Raw genomic sequence first — 15,397 nt, forward strand, 5'->3', positions numbered from 1 at the left:
TAATGACGAATCCTAACTTACGTATCAGAAGAATTCTTAACTATCAACGTCCCCCAGAAGGACAACCGTTAGAAACAATACTTTTAGCAGGGTTTGGAGTAGAACAAAAAGGCTCATAATTAATTTAACGGCTTTGACATCATCATAAAATGGTTAAGCTTGACGGAGAGCGGTGGAAGCCCACATCGTCCGAAGGAGTTTACACCCATCGCATTTGGGGGTTTATGCCCGTCGTTTTGGGTGCAAGGGAATATCCACTGAGAAGAGACTGGAAGATTTTTTCCTTTTTGATTCAAAATTATTCCGCAAGTATGTAACGTCAGTTTTACTCTCGCATTAATATTCATCTAATTTACGTCACTACAATTGTTTAGTGGCGTTTATAATTTAGAGAAATAATTGATTTTACGGATGGACATATAAAATAAACATCTAATAGTCAACCGTATAATTAATGAGGTTTAAATCATTTTTTAATGGCACGCTTGAGAGTATTAACAAGCATATTTATTGAAAAATGGTAATATTACCAGATCATCCCGATTTGAAAATTTTTAACGATCTAGTTGTCTTTTTATTTTTAGTCGGCTTAATAGATATTTTCTATATTTTAATTAAATCTCAAGTATTAAAAAAGAATATTCGGAAAAAAGATCATAGTTGGCAAGCATATTGGATATTAAGTATCATTTTGTGGATTGCTGTGTGGGGAGTTTATCTAGTGGATAAAACAGATAATATTGATTTGATTAACTAGGTAGGTAAATCGATATAATTAAACTGAATCATCTGAAAAAGTGTTAAATTAGCCAAAGTATTCTGATACCATTTATTAAAAGTAATAAGAGACGAAGGTTTAAAGCTAGGAGTCCTTTAGGGCATATCAGGAGTCACGCCCGTCAGGAGTTAGTGTAAATAGTAGTTTGAGTGTTTTTTCTTAATAAGAAATAATTTTCTATCTATCTAACTATTGCGCGAGAATTGGTATGACTACTGATTTCTGATTTATTACCGACAATGAAAAAGCCGATAACGATAACCTGAAACTCGGCGTTTATATGCTAAATCTGCAACACAATTTTGTGATTCTAATCCAGTTGGAGCAGAAAAATTAACTACCCAAACATCTAAAGGACGGGGTAATTGTGTTAATTGTTGGTGAAAATTATTGGTGATATTTTGTTCGGGAGTATCTGGTTTTTTATGTAGTAAAAGGAACTGAGGTTGTATAACTTCTACTTTTATTTTTCTCAACCATTCCCAGGCAATTCCCATCATTTCTCCTGTTTGTTCGTGGGTTTTATGTACTGTGGCAATTAAAACAGGAGCATCGAGATTTTTTTGTTGAGCTTCTCTAATTACGAGTGCTACTATATCAGCACGATCTGGTTTTTGATAAGCATAATTGTTAACTACTGAGAGAGAACCACAAAAAGCGATCGCTATTACCATGACTACTATACTACTATTTCTTTGTTGCCAACAATAGTTAAGGATTGCTGCAACTAAAATGATCGCTCCAGGAAAGTAAAAGAACTGAAAACGGGCTGCTAAAGTTAAATCGCGATCGCCTAAATAAGCAAAGCTTAAAGTTAATAAAGTAGCAAAAATAAAATATTTTAAAATTATCTCATTATCTAAATATTGTGGTGTATTTTTCAAGTATTCAACCGCATTTACTATTAAATAAATTAATGCTGATAAAAGAATAATTACTGATACAACTGTTAACCATATAGGAATTCCTTCAATAGGAAGTAACAAGATCATTGTAGTAATCCAGCCGATCGTTCTACCTATAGGTTCTAAAAATTCGCTACTCCAAGGATTACCATGTTTTGTCCAATCTGTTAATTGATTATCAGGAATATTTAGCCATGTCCACACCCAGATCGAACATCCTGCAAATGTACCCATAATAGCAAGACTAATATTACGCCAAGGACTAGAGCTTTGTAAGGAAAAAACTTGACTTTTAATATCTTTAATAAACCAACTCAATAACACTAAAATCTCGGTAACTAAAGCCAGAACAAAAAAATAGTGAGTAGCTACCCCAACACTATTAATTACTATCCACAAAAACATAACTTTTGATGTAATTCTATTTCTTTGCTGAATGCATCTAATCGCAATTACTAAACAGGCTATAGAAGCCATAATTAATAAAATAGCTAAAGTATAATGGCGAGTTTCTTGAGACAAGTAAACTCCATAGGGGGAAAACGCCATTAAAGCTGCTGCTATCTGTCCACATACTAAAGAAGCAGATATAAAACTACTCAAGGCAAAAATAGCAGGAATACTAATAATTCCGAATAAAACACTTAAAGAACGAGCTAAACCAACTGCCACTAAACCATCTTGATTTGAGAATAGCTTGAACCATAAATGAGTTAAAACAAAATAAACAGGAGGATGAGTACTTTCGTTTAATAAATTACTAATAACGTCCCCAATAGAAATTGTTTCTCTTAGCTGTAAAGGCTGCATTAAAACATCAAGAGAAATTACCTTTTCTAAAGGAACAGTTAAAAAACTATTGCCCAAACTAAAAACTAAAGTTGCCCATTCATCCGCCCAAGGTGGTTTAGCTGTTAAATTAGTAAAACGTAAAATAGTACCTAAAATAACCCAAATTAAAAGTAAAGCTAAATGCGATCGCCATTTTTTTTGTTCAATCAAAATATTGTTCAAATCTAGAAAACCAACCTTTAATATTTACTTAATTATATCAATCAGCTAAATCAGCTAAACAAATAAAAAACTATTTCTTTTAAGAAAAAAATTTAAAATCAACATTTATTTTGACATCACGAATTCTATCCCCCTAAACTATTTTGATTAGTATACCCTTGAAAGAGTCAGCTATGAGAGTGTATGCAGTGAAACAAACAATCAACCAATAATAAATAATCATTAACAACCTACAAATTGCTTTTTAAAGAAAAGTAGATACCATTTTCTTGCAAAGAGTCACCAGAGGATTGAACTTCTACTAAAGGCAGACCAAAATCAATTCTAGCAGTTAAACTTTTACCGACAGATAGTTTCAAACCCGCACCAATAGAAGCTAAAGTATTGATAGAGCGGTCTAATTCAGTTTTGGTATTCCAAACTTTGCCAAAATCTACAAAAGGAATGAATTCTAAAGTAACTTGATTATTTTTATTTTTAATAATAGCGTAGCGAAATTCTGTAGAGAAAAAGATCCCATTATCTCCGATCAAAATATTTTGTGGATAACCTCGAACACTAAAAAAACCTCCTGCTGTATATTGTTTTAAAGGAGGTAAACTATCATTAACTAATTGGATATTACTTCTAACTGAAAGCATATTCTTCTGAGAAAGAGCGCGGAGGTACTCTGTATAGCCTCGCCAAGCGAAAAATTTACTATCGGGCTTATTATCATCAATTGTAGAATCTAAAGCATCAATTCCTACGGAAAATTGCGATCGCATAAAGAAAACTTGTTTTTCATTTCGTCGAAGATATTCTTGAAAAAAGCCAAGACTTGTAACCGTTGTTTTACCATCACTATTGGTAGCTCCTATAGTGTTAGGAAAAGGCTCATCATTTAAAAAAGTTGTTTGAGAACTTTCTCGCGTAAAATTAAATCCAATACTAACTTTTTGGTAAATAGATTGATATAAAGGTTGGGTATAAGTAAGATCGTAAAGCTGAGTTTTATTTTCAATATTTAAAGGTTTAAAAGGTTCTTGAATAATTTCATTATACGCACGATTATGAGTTAACCTGATTGTGCCATTACTAGCGTTAATTGGTAGTTCATAACTTAAATTACTCAAAGCATCACTACCATCTGCATTAGTATAAGCCAAATTAAAGCGATCGCCTATGCCGAAAAGATTATTTTCTTTTAATTCAAGTTGTTGGCTAAATGTGCCAATACTAGCTACCTGACTATTATCAATATTCAAGCCAATAGTAAAAGTGTCTGCTTCTGTAATCTCGACTTCTAATAAACTAGAATTTGGTTGAATACCTGCGGATAATTCTGCTGATATATTAGCAATTAAAGGATCGATTTGTAATAGCTGCAACGCAGAAAGTAGTTTTTGTTGATTTAATGGTGGTTGAGTAGCTTTTTCTAAACGACGGCGCACATAACCCTGATTCAGTTGCTTCAAACCAAAAATTTTAATATCTTCAACTGTTCCAGGAATAATTTTAATTTTAACAACTCGATCTTCGATCTTTTGAGGTAAGATAATTGCGCCAGAAGTAATGTAACCCTTTTCTACATACAGTTGCGTAATTTTTTGCGGAACTTCTAATAATTCAATAAAAGAAATTTGTCTGAGAGTATAGGGTTTTACTATCTTTTCGATCTCTGTAGGAGAAAGTACAGTATTGCCAATAATCTCGAATCTTTTCACTACAATACTACCTGGAATAGCTTCGGGAGGTAGAGGAATCTGGCGATCTTGTCTTGTAGGAGAAGGAATAACTTCTGGTAAAGTAGGTAAAGGCTTAGGTATTTCTGGCTTAGTTGTATCGGGAATAGTAGGCGGAATTGGTTGTTGTGCTTGAACTAGATCCTGAGTAAAAAGACAACCCAAAACAAACAAAGCCAATGTCAAAAAGTATTGAGATTTGACTCGCTGTATCGAAATAAAGCGATTCATAAAAATTATTATTTGAGTACTACAATCGAGATTGTTTTTGATTGCCCGATTTTCTCAAACTCTTGTTAATTTACCAAGAAGAATCTATAAAATCAAGATCGCTTCTTGTCTGAATAGAAGTTGCTAGCAAAAAGCGCACCGCCCTAAAGGACTTCCTTTAAGATAGGTGTTGTTCTCGATCGAGATTTGACTGATTATATGGTGGGAATGCTGACAATTTTGCTTAGTGGTTAACAAAGGAAACTGAGGTAATCTTGAAAAAATACGAACAGTCTTGAAGTTGTTGATAGAAGCATATCTAATAAAATCCTAGCTTTAATAAATGCCTAAAAAGATTAGAGAATTGAAGAAAATGCTCCGTAAAGCTGGCTTTCAAGAAATTCCAGGTAAAGGCAGTCATACTAACTGGATTCATCCTCTATATTTAGGGAAGGTTACAATATCAGGTAAAGATAGTGGTGACGCTAAAGTATATCAAGAGAGAGAAACCAAACAAGCTATTGAAGAAGTAAACAGAAAAAAATAGATGGATCAACTAAAATATCAGATGGTTATTCAGTGGAGTGATGAGGATGATTGTTTTTTAGTAGCATTACCCGATTTTCCTGGTAGCTATTGGCGCACTCATGGCGACACATACGATGAGGCGTTTGCTAATGGCAAAGAAGCTCTTGAATCTCTAATTCTGGCATATGAAAGTATGGGTGATAATTTACCAATTCCTAAAGTAGCTTCTTCTGTTTGAGAAAGAAATTTAGTTTAAGCGATCGCGCTTTGGAAAACCACTGGTGTTGTTCTTGATCGAGAGTTTACTGATTATATGGTGGGAATGCTGACAATTTTGCTTAGTGGTTAATTAAGTAAATTGAGAGAGCGGACTTTTGTATCTACTTGGTTGACGGAAATAGCTTTTACTTCCACATTATTAAATATCTTTAGCAGAAAATAAAGCGATCGCGCTAGATAATCTACCGTATATAAATTTTTTAGAAATTTTAGATATTGTACAAATTAATAAACTAAGAAAATAGGAAAATATGCTCAAGTTAATTTTTGAAGATGAAGATACTGAATTACTATCATTTTGGAAACAACAATTTACAGATTTTCCAGAAGCTACATTCAAGCAAATTTATCCGAGGCAAAAAGTTTCATATTCACAAACAATAGATGCCCAACTCCAACAATGGTATCTTCCTTGTAATGAATATGGAATATATATTGAACGAGGGGAGTCTTTAGTTATAGACGTAAGAAAATATAAGGAATTGACTCCTTGGATTGTTACAACTCCTAGATTAGACATTCCCAATCTCTCTCAATCTGAGAGAGACTATCTTATCTTTAAGCTATCATTCGAGGCAATTACCGAACACAATGAATTCAAGAAGAAAACGCCTATAGAAACTTTATCGATCAATATAGAAATGCTTTACTGTTTTAGAAACCACATACCTTATGATGAAGCTAAGGGTGCTTGTAAAGCTTATAAAGACTATAAAGAAAAACAAACGTAAATAAAGTCTACTCAAACAACAAGCATTCAAAGCTATGTATCTAACATCGATCGCATCCATGTTCTACAATCTTTTAACTCATCGTGATTAATTTTTCTTAGCAGTTATTTTATCTTTAGCTACTGTGACCTCTCCAGTTTAAGTATTTATTGAAAGTAACAGATTTAATTTCAATTGCCAGATTGTAGTCAACTATGCAAACAATTTTAGTTGTAGAAGACGAAACTCATACGAGAAAAGTCTTACTCAACTGTCTAAAATTTGAAGGCTACAGGGCGATCGCTTTTCTCTAATTACCTAGTTATCGATCAGCCAAAATTTCTACCGTTGTAGCGATGAGTTTATCAATTTCCGTTTCGTCGTACGCATCTAGATGTGCTTTGGCAAAATTTCCGCGATCGTTATCAAAATACTTTCCACTAGCGTCTTTATAATCGTCTGTAACTGCCAATTCATACAAAATATTTGCTCCTTTAACCAGACAAGATATCAGCAAAAAGCGATCGCATATTTAACATAATACGATCGCATCTTGAATCAAATATAAAATTTGCCAAGTTGAACTTAAAATTTATTAAGATCGATCCCAGCTTTTTTTGCCATAGCATGAATCCCTTTACGTTCCAAAGTTTTAATAGCAGTAGTAGAAAGGCGTAATTTAACCCAACGGTTGCCTTCTGCCCACCAAACACGCTTCCATTGTAAATTAATGTGTTGTAATCTTTTGGTACGACGGTGAGAGTGGGAGATTGCCATTGCATTATTGGCTTTTTTCCCAGTTATTTGGCATTTGCGACCCATAATATTCCTCAGAGTTTATTAACACAGCCTCTTATTGTATCATTGACTTATGATTAACTGTTATGTGTTGCAATAGCACTTTATCTTAACTCTAATAAAGGCTAAATAATTTTATAAGAAAGCATAGAAACCATAATACCTAAAATCAAACCTACTAACACTTGAAAAGGAGTATGTCCTAATAGCTCTTTCAGCTTTTCTTCATTAAAATTGTGTCCTTCTTGAAATAGCTCTTCAGTAATTTGATTGAGGAGTTTGGCTTGTTTCCCCGCAGCTTGACGAACTCCCGCAGCATCGTACATGACAATCACTGCAAACAGACAGGCGAGGGCAAAATCAGGAGAAGACCATCCCATACTCAGACCAATTCCTGTAGCCAAAGCACCCACCAAAGCCGAATGTGCGCTAGGCATTCCTCCCGTAGTAACCAGATAGCGAAAATTAAATTTGCGATCTCGAATTATTTCAATAATTAGTTTCAACCCTTGGGCTGCAAAACAAGCCAGGAGTGAAACTACCAGTATTTGATTGTGGAAAATTCCCGAAACTCCTTCCATAGTTTGTCGCAAAAAACAACTGTGTACTAATGCTTATATAAATCAGCAAAGCTATTGTACCTAATTACTGTCAGTAGCTTCTCTTTGATTAAGAAAAATCTAGTGATTACGAGTTACAATAAATCTGGCGATCGCTTTTAAAGGTTCTGCTGCCAGACCATAATCATCTAGCTGTGCTATTGCTTCATCAACTAATTCTTGAGCTGTAGCTTGGGACTTTTCTAACCCCCAAATACTGGGATAGGTAGCTTTCTGCGCTGCTAAATCTTTCCCTGCGGTTTTACCTAATTGTTCGTCTGTGGCAGTAATATCTAAAATGTCGTCCACAATCTGAAAAGCCAAACCAATATTTTGTGCATAGCGGGATAATTGATTAATTTCTGTATCAGAAGCTCCTGCTAAAATTGCTCCAGATACGACGGAAGTTTCTAATAATGCTCCTGTTTTGTGAGTATGGATAAAACTGAGAGTTTCGACGGTAATATCGGTTTTGCCTTCCGATTCTAAATCCAATACTTGACCTCCTACTAAACCTGCTGCACCTACAGTGTTACCCAAACGAGCAATTACCTTTAAGATGCGGTCTGCGGGGACATCTTTAGTTTCTAAGGCTACATGCTCAAAAGAATAAGCCAACAGCCCATCTCCTGCCAAAATAGCAATATCATCTCCGTATACCTTGTGGTTCGTTAATTTTCCCCGACGATAATCATCATTATCCATAGCGGGAAGATCATCATGGATCAAAGACATGGTATGAATCATTTCTAAAGCACAAGCAGTGGGCATGGCCATAGCTACACTACCACCCATTAATTCACAGGTAGCCAAGCACAAAATAGGGCGTAATCTTTTTCCCCCAGCGAGTAAAGAGTAGCGCATAGACTCATAGATTTTTGCTGGTCTTTCTATGGGGAGAGATCGATCTAATGCTTCTTCTACAAGGATTTTTTGTTCTTTAAGATAGCGAACTAGATCGAATAGCGCAGCTTGCTTTTGTGTAGTCTCTTTATCTTCCGTTTGTACCATGTTTTGATGTCATAAAACTCACCTCTTTTAATTATTACTTGATGTGTCAACAATTGAAAGAATGGCGAACAGAGAACGATACATTCAGTGGATCGATCGCCTCGAGCTAAACTAGACAACGGAAATGATAAGATACCTGGAGTTTGCCAAACTGTTATTATTATTTGGCTCAAAATCACCAAAACCATGTTAATTCCAGATATGATTAGTGCTAGGTTAACTAAAATATTATTATCTCTTGCTTTTATTGCGATCTCTACTGTTCCCGTACTGGCTCAACAAACCGAAACAACCACTCCTGAAACCATACCAACAGAAGAACCAGAATCCGATAATTCTCGTTCCCAACCCAATAATTTTTTGAGCTTACAGGGAGGCAAACAGTTAATGTCAGAAGCCAGCGAAGCAATTAATAATCAACAGTATGAGGTGGCTGCGGATAAACTACAAAAAGCACGTCAAGTTTTTAATCAGTTGTCTAATTTTTATTTACAGTTGTTTAATAACTTTTCAGGTATTGACAATCGTGTTGCTCAGTCTCAAAGAGGTAAGGCTTTGGAAACAGGGCAAATGCGAGACGAAGCTACCTACCAGTTGGCGTTAGTACACAGAGCGCAAGAACAAACAGAATTATCTGTACCCTTATTGGTTCAAGTAGTTAATTCCCAAAATCCCACCAGTGAGCTAGGGAAAAAAGCCTATCAGCAATTATATGAAATTGGCTTTGTTGATGAGCCATTCACTGGCTCTAATGCAGAAAATTAAAATTTCGCTAAAATTCGGATAGCAGTAGTTGTCTTGAGATATTACTATAGATAACAATAAGTTCCTAACAGTAGTTGCTTTTGGAGTATTATGATCACCCCCCAGCAAGTAGAAACCATGATTCGTGCAAAATTCCCTGATGCAGAAGTCAAAGTAGCAGGAGATGGCGAACATTTTGAAGCAATCATTGTCTCTGATGAGTTTGTGGATAAAAACCGAGTTAAACAACACCAGATGGTCTATGCTGCGGTCAATGAAGCAATGGATTCAAATGTAATTCATGCTTTGTCTTTAAAAACTTATACTCCTGAAACATGGCAAACTGTCAGCCAATAACTAGTAATTGAGTTAATAAATTCCCACAGCAATAATTCTTAAGAAAACCATCATTTAATTTAATTGAGAAAAAACATGACACCAGAAGCACAATCAAAAATAGATAGTCTAGTTAACAACAATAAAGTTTTAGTATTTATGAAGGGGTCAAAATTAATGCCCCAGTGTGGTTTTTCTAACAATGTGGTACAAATTTTAAATACTTTGGGTGTACCTTATGAAACAGTGGATGTTTTAGACGACCCTGAAATTCGTCAAGGTATTAAAGAGTATTCTAACTGGCCTACCATTCCTCAAATTTATCTTAACGGTGAATTTCTTGGTGGTTCTGATATTGCGATTGAACTATATCAAAGCGGTGAATTACAACAGATGGTAGAAGTAGCTATGGCTTCTTAAATTATTAACCAGCATGATTTAGACAACTAAATAAAATAAGGGTTTAGCATTGCCAAACCCTTATTTTTTTTGATTGATTCTAATTCTAATTAAATCGTCACTACTTCAAAACATTAGCCAAAATATTTTTTACTCCATCGCCTCCTTGACTTTGAACGAAAGAAAGAATAATAGGGATAAATTTAGTAGCCATTCCAGGATTAAGTCCCAACTGACTAAAACCGCCAGCTAAAGCAGCTATATTAGCGATTTGACCACCGCCACCCATTGCGCCAGCTAAACCTCCAATCGCACCAGCTACACCAGCCCCACCTTGAGGTGCAGCACCGATAAGACTGGTAATTCCAGGTATAGCATTAGCTACTTGAGCAAATTCACCATCCCCTAGTTTTTCTTGAGCCATTTTAAAGATTAGACCAGCACCACCTTCGGCTTGTTCTTCTTTAATATTGAGTCCTTGAGTTAATTGCTGAATTAATTCCATAATTTGCTTCTTATTTATTCCGTTTTTAATCCTGCCAAAGAAATTAGAGAATTTGAAGCAAGAAAATCTTAAATCGTTGCATATTTATCCTTAAATATCCAGCTATGATCTCTAAAACTAGCAGTTTTTCAAGATATCAGTCAGAGATTATCTCGATCCCGCTTGACGGGACTCCGCCTTAAAAAGACGGAGCCTGCTCTGACCGTTGGTCAAATGAGACATTAGCAATATACCAATTACAATGGTCATAGTCAGAAAATAATTTTGTGTAGTCAAACATCAGTGTACCTGTGAATCTAACAAAAGAAGTAGCGGGTAGACTCTTAATAAAAGGTATGTAAACGCATTTGCTCTGACTCTGTTGCTGTTATGATCGATTGTTTAGTAGCTTTATTGTTCTACTGAATAGCCAAAGTTTTAATTCTCAACTTTTATGACTGAAGACAAATTACTAATAGCTCAAGGCTTATCAAAAAGTTTTGGTGGTATCAAAGCAGTTGACAATGCTACCATTAATGTGCATCGAGGTAGCATTACAGGATTGATTGGCCCTAATGGTGCGGGAAAGACCACCTTATTTAATTTACTATCTAATTTTATTAATCCCGATCGCGGAAAAGTTATTTTTGATAACCAGAAAATAGATCATTTGTCTTCTCACCAAATTGCTCAACGAGGTGTGATTCGTACTTTCCAAGTAGCACGAGTTTTATCTCGTTTATCAGTCTTGGAAAATATGTTACTTGCAGCACCCAAGCAAACAGGAGAAAATTTTTTTAAAGTTTGGCTGCAACAGCCTAAATTAAGACAAGAAGATCGGCTAAATCGAGAAAAAGCCATGACAATCTTAGATTCTGTAGGATTAGCAGCCAAAGCTTATGATTATGCAGGAGCTTTATCAGGAGGGCAAAGAAAACTGCTGGAAATGGCGAGAACTTTAATGGTTGATCCTAAATTAATTTTATTAGATGAACCAGCAGCAGGAGTTAATCCCACTTTAATTCAACAAATTTGTCAGCACATTAATACTTGGAACCAGCAGGGTATTTCTTTTTTAATTATTGAGCATAATATGGATGTTATTATGTCATTATGCGATCGCGTTTGGGTATTGGCAGAAGGTACTAATTTAGCAGAAGGTACACCTACAGAAATCCAAAACAACCAAGAAGTTTTACAAGCCTACTTAGGGGATTAATATTTATTTTTAATTAATAGCTGAATTACTAAAAAAATGACAAAACAATGGAAAATAGACCTTTAGGTGAAATTTTAATTGAGGCGGATTTAGTGTCTTTAGCTCAGATAGAATTTGCTTTACAAGAACAATTAAAATCAGATTTAAAAATTGGAGAAATATTAGCCAATCATAATTTTATTAGACAAAAAACTGCCAATTTTTTTGTAGATCAATGGCCCAAATATCTGAAATCAAAAAATAAAAGACCTTTAGTTTATTACTTTACAAAAGCTGGACTTTTAGATAAAAATCAAATTAAAATTCTTTTAGCACAACAAGAACAAGATTCATCAAAAGCCAAAAGATTTCATCGGCTAGCAGTGGAATATGGCTATTTGAAACAAACTACTGTAGATTTTTTTCTCGCCAAACTATTTAACCTTGAAACGAACAATAGTAATGTATCTTATTCTAATCCTTATGAAATTTTAAGAAAATATATTAAAGGAGAAAGAAACTTCGGTCAAACAAGTTTAGTTAAAGCTCCCTTGATAGATATTAGTTTAAAAGAAACAATCTTAGATGGTTCTGATTTGAGAGAAGCTAATTTAACTCGCACCAATCTCAGCCACTCTAGTCTAGCTAGAGCTAATTTATCTTCGGCAAATTTAGCAAAAGCCAACTTGATGTCAGTTAATTTTGAGTATGCCTTGCTTAATTCAGCAAATCTACAAGAAAGTAATTTGGAACAGGCTAATTTTAATACTGCTAGTTTACAAAAAGTAAATCTAACCGAAGCCTATTTGTCTCACACCTCTTTTGCTGGGGCAGATTTAAGAGGAGCTAAACTAGCCCCAGAATATCCTTATGTAGTTTATTACGACTCGAAAACCTTGTTTGATGATAATTTCGATCCTCAGCAAGCTGGTTGGAATATTATTTAATTCATGGTTAGTTGTTATTTGTTAGTTGTTATTTGTTAGTTGCTCGTTACTCATGACTTGTTGTTGTCACTTATTAGTTATTACTTAAAAAACTTGCTACTTGCTACTTTATCCTTATTCCTTACTCCTTAATTTATGACAATTATCCTAACTAACGATGATGGTATAGATGCTCCTGGTATTCAAGCTTTAAAAAAAGCAGTAGCCAATCATCACAGCATTATCGTTGCGCCGAAAGTTCAACATTCTGGTTGCGGACATCAGGTTACTACCCATCGCGGAATTCATGTTGAAAAAAGAGCCTCTGTTGCTTACTCTGTAGATGGTACTCCCGCAGACTGTACTCGTGTTGCTATTCATCAGCTTGCTTCCAATACTAAGTGGGTACTCTCAGGAATTAATGCAGGGGGTAATTTGGGGACAGATGTTTATATTTCGGGGACAGTAGCAGCAGTCAGAGAAGCAGCAATGCATGGTATCTCTGGGATTGCAATTTCTCATTGGATCAAAAGACCATTAACGATCGATTGGGATTGGGCAACTTTTTGGACAAGCAAAGTCTTAGCTGATTTAATGGCTCGCCCTCTTGCTTCTGGTAGTTTCTGGAATGTTAATTTACCTCATTTAGAAGCGGGTACTAAAGAACCAGAAATTGTCTATTGTCAGCCTAGTATTGATCCTTTACCAGTTGATTTTCGCACAGAGGGGGACATTTACCACTATCAAGGAGAGTATAGCAAACGCGATCGCACTTCGGGTACAGATGTGGATGTTTGTTTTTCAGGTAATATTGCTGTTACTCAGATTAATCTTTGATGTTTGCTCTTTAATGTAGTCAATAAATCAAAAAGCAATCGCCAAAGCCCGAAATAAAGTTCTGTTTGCAATAGAAAATTAGAATATAGTAAACAAAGAACTGGGAAAATGTGAGTTCGAGCAAGAATATGGCAGAAATAGATGTAGTAATTCTCACAGAAGCTAGATACATTAAACCCGATGAAACTGACTGGTATATATCTCAGATTATTTATGAAGAAAGTCTCATAATTTCAAGGCTTTTAGAAAAAGGTATTAAATGTAGAAGAATAGAATGGGATAATCCACAATTTGACTGGGAAAAATGTAAATTAGCTTTATTTAGAACCACTTGGGACTATTTTGAAAAGCTTCCGAAGTTCTTAGATTGGCTCAATAAAACATCAGAAAAAATTGACTTTATTAACAGTCGTGAAACTATATTATGGAATTTGAATAAGAAATATTTGAGCGATCTTAAAAACAAAGGAATATCAATTGTTCCGACTTTTTTCTTTCCAAAAGGTGAATCTGTATCACCTCAAAAATTATTTAGCACAGTTGATTCTGAAGAAATTGTTATTAAGCCTGTAGTTTCTGGTACTGCAAAAGATACTTACCGTCTCAATTCAAATAATATATCTGCACTTATGCCAACTCTGGTTGATTTATTCCGTGAGCAGGAAATGATGCTTCAGCCGTTTCAGGAAAGCATACTCAATGATGGTGAAATATCTCTAATCGTAATTGGTGGCAAATGTACTCATGCAATTAAGAAAACTCCCAAATCTGGTGATTTTCGAGTTCAGGACGATTATGGGGGAACAGTTTCAACATATTTCCCTTCGGATGAAGAACGAAGGTTTGCCGAAGAAGCAATTAATAACTGTGGTTATAGCGTACTCTACGGTAGAGTTGATGTGGTGAGAAGCAACCAAGGAAAGTTAGCAATCATGGAACTTGAATTGATAGAGCCTGAGCTATTTTTCCGTTTTCATACTCCATCAGCAAGAGAATTAGCAGATTTGATTGCTAATCGTTTAGAGAAGATTGAAAAAAACTAATTACTTATTCTTCGGGATTGACATCCTAACCAGTTAACGTACTACTTTATCTTTGGTTAAAGTTGCTCCAGAGGGGTTTGTGCTTAACCACAGTAAATACTCTACATTACCCGCAGGACCTTTGAGGGGGGAACGAGTTAAACCTTGGTAGTGCCAACCTGTAGCTTGTGCAACTTCCCATACTTGCAGAATAGCTGATACACGATCTTCGGGGTTACGCACTACACCCTTTTTGCCTATTTTTTCTTTGCCTACTTCAAACTGGGGTTTCACTAAAAGTATTACTTCTCTGGGCGATGCTAATAAATTCCAGAGAGGCTGTAACACTTTAGTTAAAGAAATAAACGATAAATCCATTACTCCCAAATCAGGAATAGTTGCATCTTTGTAGAGTTCTTCTAGTGTTAAATAACGAAAATTAGTGCGTTCTCTTAAGATAACTCGTTTATCCTGTCTAATACTCCAAGCTACTTGACCATAACCCACGTCTATCCCATAAACTTGTTTTGCGCCAGCTTGCAATAAACAATCGGTAAAACCTCCTGTAGAAATCCCCCCATCCAGACAAATACGCTCTCGAACATCAATCTTAAATGTGTCTAAAGCTCCTTTTAGCTTTTCCCCTCCTCGCGATACATAGGGAGGTTTTTGTTTTAATTCTATCTGGGCGGTAGTCGCTACTTTTGTCCCTGATTTATCAATAATCTCTCCATCAACTTTAACTTCTCCTGCACCAATACAACGTTGGGCTTGTTGACGAGATGTGCAAAAATTAAGCTCTACTAGAAGGGTATCAAGGCGTTGTTTACTCAAATCAGTTATCAGTTATCAGTTATCAGTTATCAATTAACCATTATCAATTAATCATCAACAA

Annotated in this window: 19 protein-coding genes and 1 pseudogene; 12 read left to right on the forward strand and 8 right to left on the reverse strand. The window is 35.2% G+C overall.

Features of this window, described 5'->3' with window-relative positions:
- Together H1P_RS39340 and H1P_RS11390 are read left to right on the forward strand one after the other, a co-directional pair.
- Positions 1-119, forward strand: a pseudogene (locus tag H1P_RS39340) (phycobiliprotein lyase); the annotation flags it as partial.
- Positions 120-517: 398 nt separating this feature from the next.
- Positions 518-757 carry a hypothetical protein gene (locus H1P_RS11390; RefSeq protein ID WP_144867245.1) on the forward strand — a complete coding sequence of 80 codons (240 nt, stop codon included), beginning with the start codon at positions 518-520 and terminating at the stop codon, positions 755-757.
- Positions 758-1,008: 251 nt separating this feature from the next.
- Here H1P_RS11390 and H1P_RS11395 read toward each other — a convergent pair whose 3' ends face one another.
- Together H1P_RS11395 and H1P_RS11400 are read right to left on the reverse strand one after the other, a co-directional pair.
- Positions 1,009-2,685 (reverse strand): glycosyltransferase family 39 protein, encoded by a 1,677-nt coding sequence (locus H1P_RS11395; protein ID WP_144867246.1) that lies wholly within the window; start codon positions 2,683-2,685, stop codon positions 1,009-1,011.
- Between the two features lie 242 nt (positions 2,686-2,927).
- The gene (locus H1P_RS11400) at positions 2,928-4,652 is read right to left on the reverse strand and encodes a ShlB/FhaC/HecB family hemolysin secretion/activation protein (RefSeq protein WP_144867247.1); all 1,725 of its coding nucleotides are present in this window, start codon (positions 4,650-4,652) and stop codon (positions 2,928-2,930) included.
- Between the two features lie 322 nt (positions 4,653-4,974).
- Here H1P_RS11400 and H1P_RS11410 point away from each other — a divergent pair, with 322 nt between their 5' ends.
- The 3 genes from H1P_RS11410 to H1P_RS11425 all read left to right on the forward strand — a co-directional run bounded on the left by H1P_RS11410 (position 4,975) and on the right by H1P_RS11425 (position 6,169).
- Positions 4,975-5,178, forward strand: coding sequence for a type II toxin-antitoxin system HicA family toxin (locus H1P_RS11410; protein ID WP_144867248.1), 204 nt, complete (start codon positions 4,975-4,977; stop codon positions 5,176-5,178).
- Positions 5,179-5,397, forward strand: coding sequence for a type II toxin-antitoxin system HicB family antitoxin (locus H1P_RS11415; protein WP_144867249.1), 219 nt, complete (start codon positions 5,179-5,181; stop codon positions 5,395-5,397). It abuts the gene before it with no gap.
- A gap of 292 nt (positions 5,398-5,689) precedes the next feature.
- A complete protein-coding gene (locus H1P_RS11425; RefSeq protein WP_144867250.1) occupies positions 5,690-6,169 on the forward strand; it encodes a hypothetical protein in 480 nt (159 codons plus the stop codon).
- Positions 6,170-6,470: 301 nt separating this feature from the next.
- Here the strand turns inward: H1P_RS11425 and H1P_RS11430 are convergent, their stop codons facing one another.
- From H1P_RS11430 to crtE, 4 genes are all read right to left on the reverse strand, one after another.
- Positions 6,471-6,629 (reverse strand): hypothetical protein, encoded by a 159-nt coding sequence (locus tag H1P_RS11430; protein WP_186375937.1) that lies wholly within the window; start codon positions 6,627-6,629, stop codon positions 6,471-6,473.
- Between the two features lie 104 nt (positions 6,630-6,733).
- A complete protein-coding gene (rpmB, locus tag H1P_RS11435) occupies positions 6,734-6,970 on the reverse strand; it encodes a 50S ribosomal protein L28 (RefSeq protein WP_144867251.1) in 237 nt (78 codons plus the stop codon).
- Positions 6,971-7,071: 101 nt separating this feature from the next.
- Positions 7,072-7,527, reverse strand: a complete 456-nt coding sequence (locus H1P_RS11440; RefSeq protein ID WP_144867252.1) for a divergent PAP2 family protein — start codon at positions 7,525-7,527, stop codon at positions 7,072-7,074.
- 99 nt (positions 7,528-7,626) lie between these two features.
- Positions 7,627-8,556 carry a geranylgeranyl diphosphate synthase CrtE gene (gene crtE / locus H1P_RS11445; protein ID WP_144867253.1) on the reverse strand — a complete coding sequence of 310 codons (930 nt, stop codon included), beginning with the start codon at positions 8,554-8,556 and terminating at the stop codon, positions 7,627-7,629.
- A 186-nt stretch (positions 8,557-8,742) separates the two neighbouring features.
- On the opposite strand from crtE, the gene H1P_RS11450 reads away from it, so the two are divergent.
- From H1P_RS11450 to grxD, 3 genes are all read left to right on the forward strand, one after another.
- Positions 8,743-9,321, forward strand: coding sequence for a hypothetical protein (locus H1P_RS11450; protein ID WP_144867273.1), 579 nt, complete (start codon positions 8,743-8,745; stop codon positions 9,319-9,321).
- 90 nt (positions 9,322-9,411) lie between these two features.
- Positions 9,412-9,657, forward strand: coding sequence for a BolA family protein (locus H1P_RS11455; RefSeq protein WP_144867254.1), 246 nt, complete (start codon positions 9,412-9,414; stop codon positions 9,655-9,657).
- 75 nt (positions 9,658-9,732) lie between these two features.
- A complete protein-coding gene (gene grxD / locus H1P_RS11460; protein WP_144867255.1) occupies positions 9,733-10,056 on the forward strand; it encodes a Grx4 family monothiol glutaredoxin in 324 nt (107 codons plus the stop codon).
- 100 nt (positions 10,057-10,156) lie between these two features.
- Here grxD and H1P_RS11465 read toward each other — a convergent pair whose 3' ends face one another.
- Positions 10,157-10,540, reverse strand: coding sequence for a DUF2780 domain-containing protein (locus tag H1P_RS11465; RefSeq protein ID WP_144867256.1), 384 nt, complete (start codon positions 10,538-10,540; stop codon positions 10,157-10,159).
- Between the two features lie 433 nt (positions 10,541-10,973).
- Here H1P_RS11465 and H1P_RS11470 point away from each other — a divergent pair, with 433 nt between their 5' ends.
- The 4 genes from H1P_RS11470 (at position 10,974) to H1P_RS11485 (ending at position 14,523) form a co-directional block, all read left to right on the forward strand.
- Positions 10,974-11,738 carry an ABC transporter ATP-binding protein gene (locus tag H1P_RS11470; RefSeq protein WP_144867257.1) on the forward strand — a complete coding sequence of 255 codons (765 nt, stop codon included), beginning with the start codon at positions 10,974-10,976 and terminating at the stop codon, positions 11,736-11,738.
- Positions 11,739-11,785: 47 nt separating this feature from the next.
- Positions 11,786-12,664 (forward strand): pentapeptide repeat-containing protein, encoded by an 879-nt coding sequence (locus H1P_RS11475; RefSeq protein ID WP_144867258.1) that lies wholly within the window; start codon positions 11,786-11,788, stop codon positions 12,662-12,664.
- Positions 12,665-12,799: 135 nt separating this feature from the next.
- Positions 12,800-13,480 (forward strand): 5'/3'-nucleotidase SurE, encoded by a 681-nt coding sequence (gene surE, locus H1P_RS11480; protein WP_144867259.1) that lies wholly within the window; start codon positions 12,800-12,802, stop codon positions 13,478-13,480.
- A 128-nt stretch (positions 13,481-13,608) separates the two neighbouring features.
- Entirely contained in the window at positions 13,609-14,523 is a 915-nt protein-coding gene (locus tag H1P_RS11485; protein ID WP_144867260.1) for an ATP-grasp domain-containing protein, read from the forward strand.
- Between the two features lie 33 nt (positions 14,524-14,556).
- Here the strand turns inward: H1P_RS11485 and H1P_RS11490 are convergent, their stop codons facing one another.
- A complete protein-coding gene (locus H1P_RS11490) occupies positions 14,557-15,336 on the reverse strand; it encodes a TlyA family RNA methyltransferase (protein ID WP_144867261.1) in 780 nt (259 codons plus the stop codon).
- Positions 15,337-15,397: the final 61 nt, after the last annotated feature.

The organism is Hyella patelloides LEGE 07179, assembly GCF_900659865.1.
GTDB classification, from domain to species: Bacteria; Cyanobacteriota; Cyanobacteriia; order Cyanobacteriales; family Xenococcaceae; genus Hyella; species Hyella patelloides.

Excerpts from the sequence above, each read along its gene's own strand:
- H1P_RS11410 (WP_144867248.1), top strand. The coding sequence starts at position 4,975 with ATGCCTAAAAAGATTAGAGAATTGAAGAAAATGCTCCGTAAAGCTGGC.
- H1P_RS11470 (WP_144867257.1), top strand. The coding sequence starts at position 10,974 with ATGACTGAAGACAAATTACTAATAGCTCAAGGCTTATCAAAAAGTTTT.
- H1P_RS11465 (WP_144867256.1), bottom strand. The coding sequence starts at position 10,540 with ATGGAATTAATTCAGCAATTAACTCAAGGACTCAATATTAAAGAAGAA.
- H1P_RS11390 (WP_144867245.1), top strand. The coding sequence starts at position 518 with ATGGTAATATTACCAGATCATCCCGATTTGAAAATTTTTAACGATCTA.
- H1P_RS11440 (WP_144867252.1), bottom strand. The coding sequence starts at position 7,527 with ATGGAAGGAGTTTCGGGAATTTTCCACAATCAAATACTGGTAGTTTCA.
- H1P_RS11455 (WP_144867254.1), top strand. The coding sequence starts at position 9,412 with ATGATCACCCCCCAGCAAGTAGAAACCATGATTCGTGCAAAATTCCCT.
- rpmB (WP_144867251.1), bottom strand. The coding sequence starts at position 6,970 with ATGGGTCGCAAATGCCAAATAACTGGGAAAAAAGCCAATAATGCAATG.
- H1P_RS11475 (WP_144867258.1), top strand. The coding sequence starts at position 11,786 with ATGGAAAATAGACCTTTAGGTGAAATTTTAATTGAGGCGGATTTAGTG.
- H1P_RS11450 (WP_144867273.1), top strand. The coding sequence starts at position 8,743 with ATGTTAATTCCAGATATGATTAGTGCTAGGTTAACTAAAATATTATTA.
- H1P_RS11485 (WP_144867260.1), top strand. The coding sequence starts at position 13,609 with ATGGCAGAAATAGATGTAGTAATTCTCACAGAAGCTAGATACATTAAA.
- grxD (WP_144867255.1), top strand. The coding sequence starts at position 9,733 with ATGACACCAGAAGCACAATCAAAAATAGATAGTCTAGTTAACAACAAT.
- surE (WP_144867259.1), top strand. The coding sequence starts at position 12,800 with ATGACAATTATCCTAACTAACGATGATGGTATAGATGCTCCTGGTATT.
- H1P_RS11415 (WP_144867249.1), top strand. The coding sequence starts at position 5,179 with ATGGATCAACTAAAATATCAGATGGTTATTCAGTGGAGTGATGAGGAT.
- H1P_RS11425 (WP_144867250.1), top strand. The coding sequence starts at position 5,690 with ATGCTCAAGTTAATTTTTGAAGATGAAGATACTGAATTACTATCATTT.
- crtE (WP_144867253.1), bottom strand. The coding sequence starts at position 8,556 with ATGGTACAAACGGAAGATAAAGAGACTACACAAAAGCAAGCTGCGCTA.
- H1P_RS11400 (WP_144867247.1), bottom strand. The coding sequence starts at position 4,652 with ATGAATCGCTTTATTTCGATACAGCGAGTCAAATCTCAATACTTTTTG.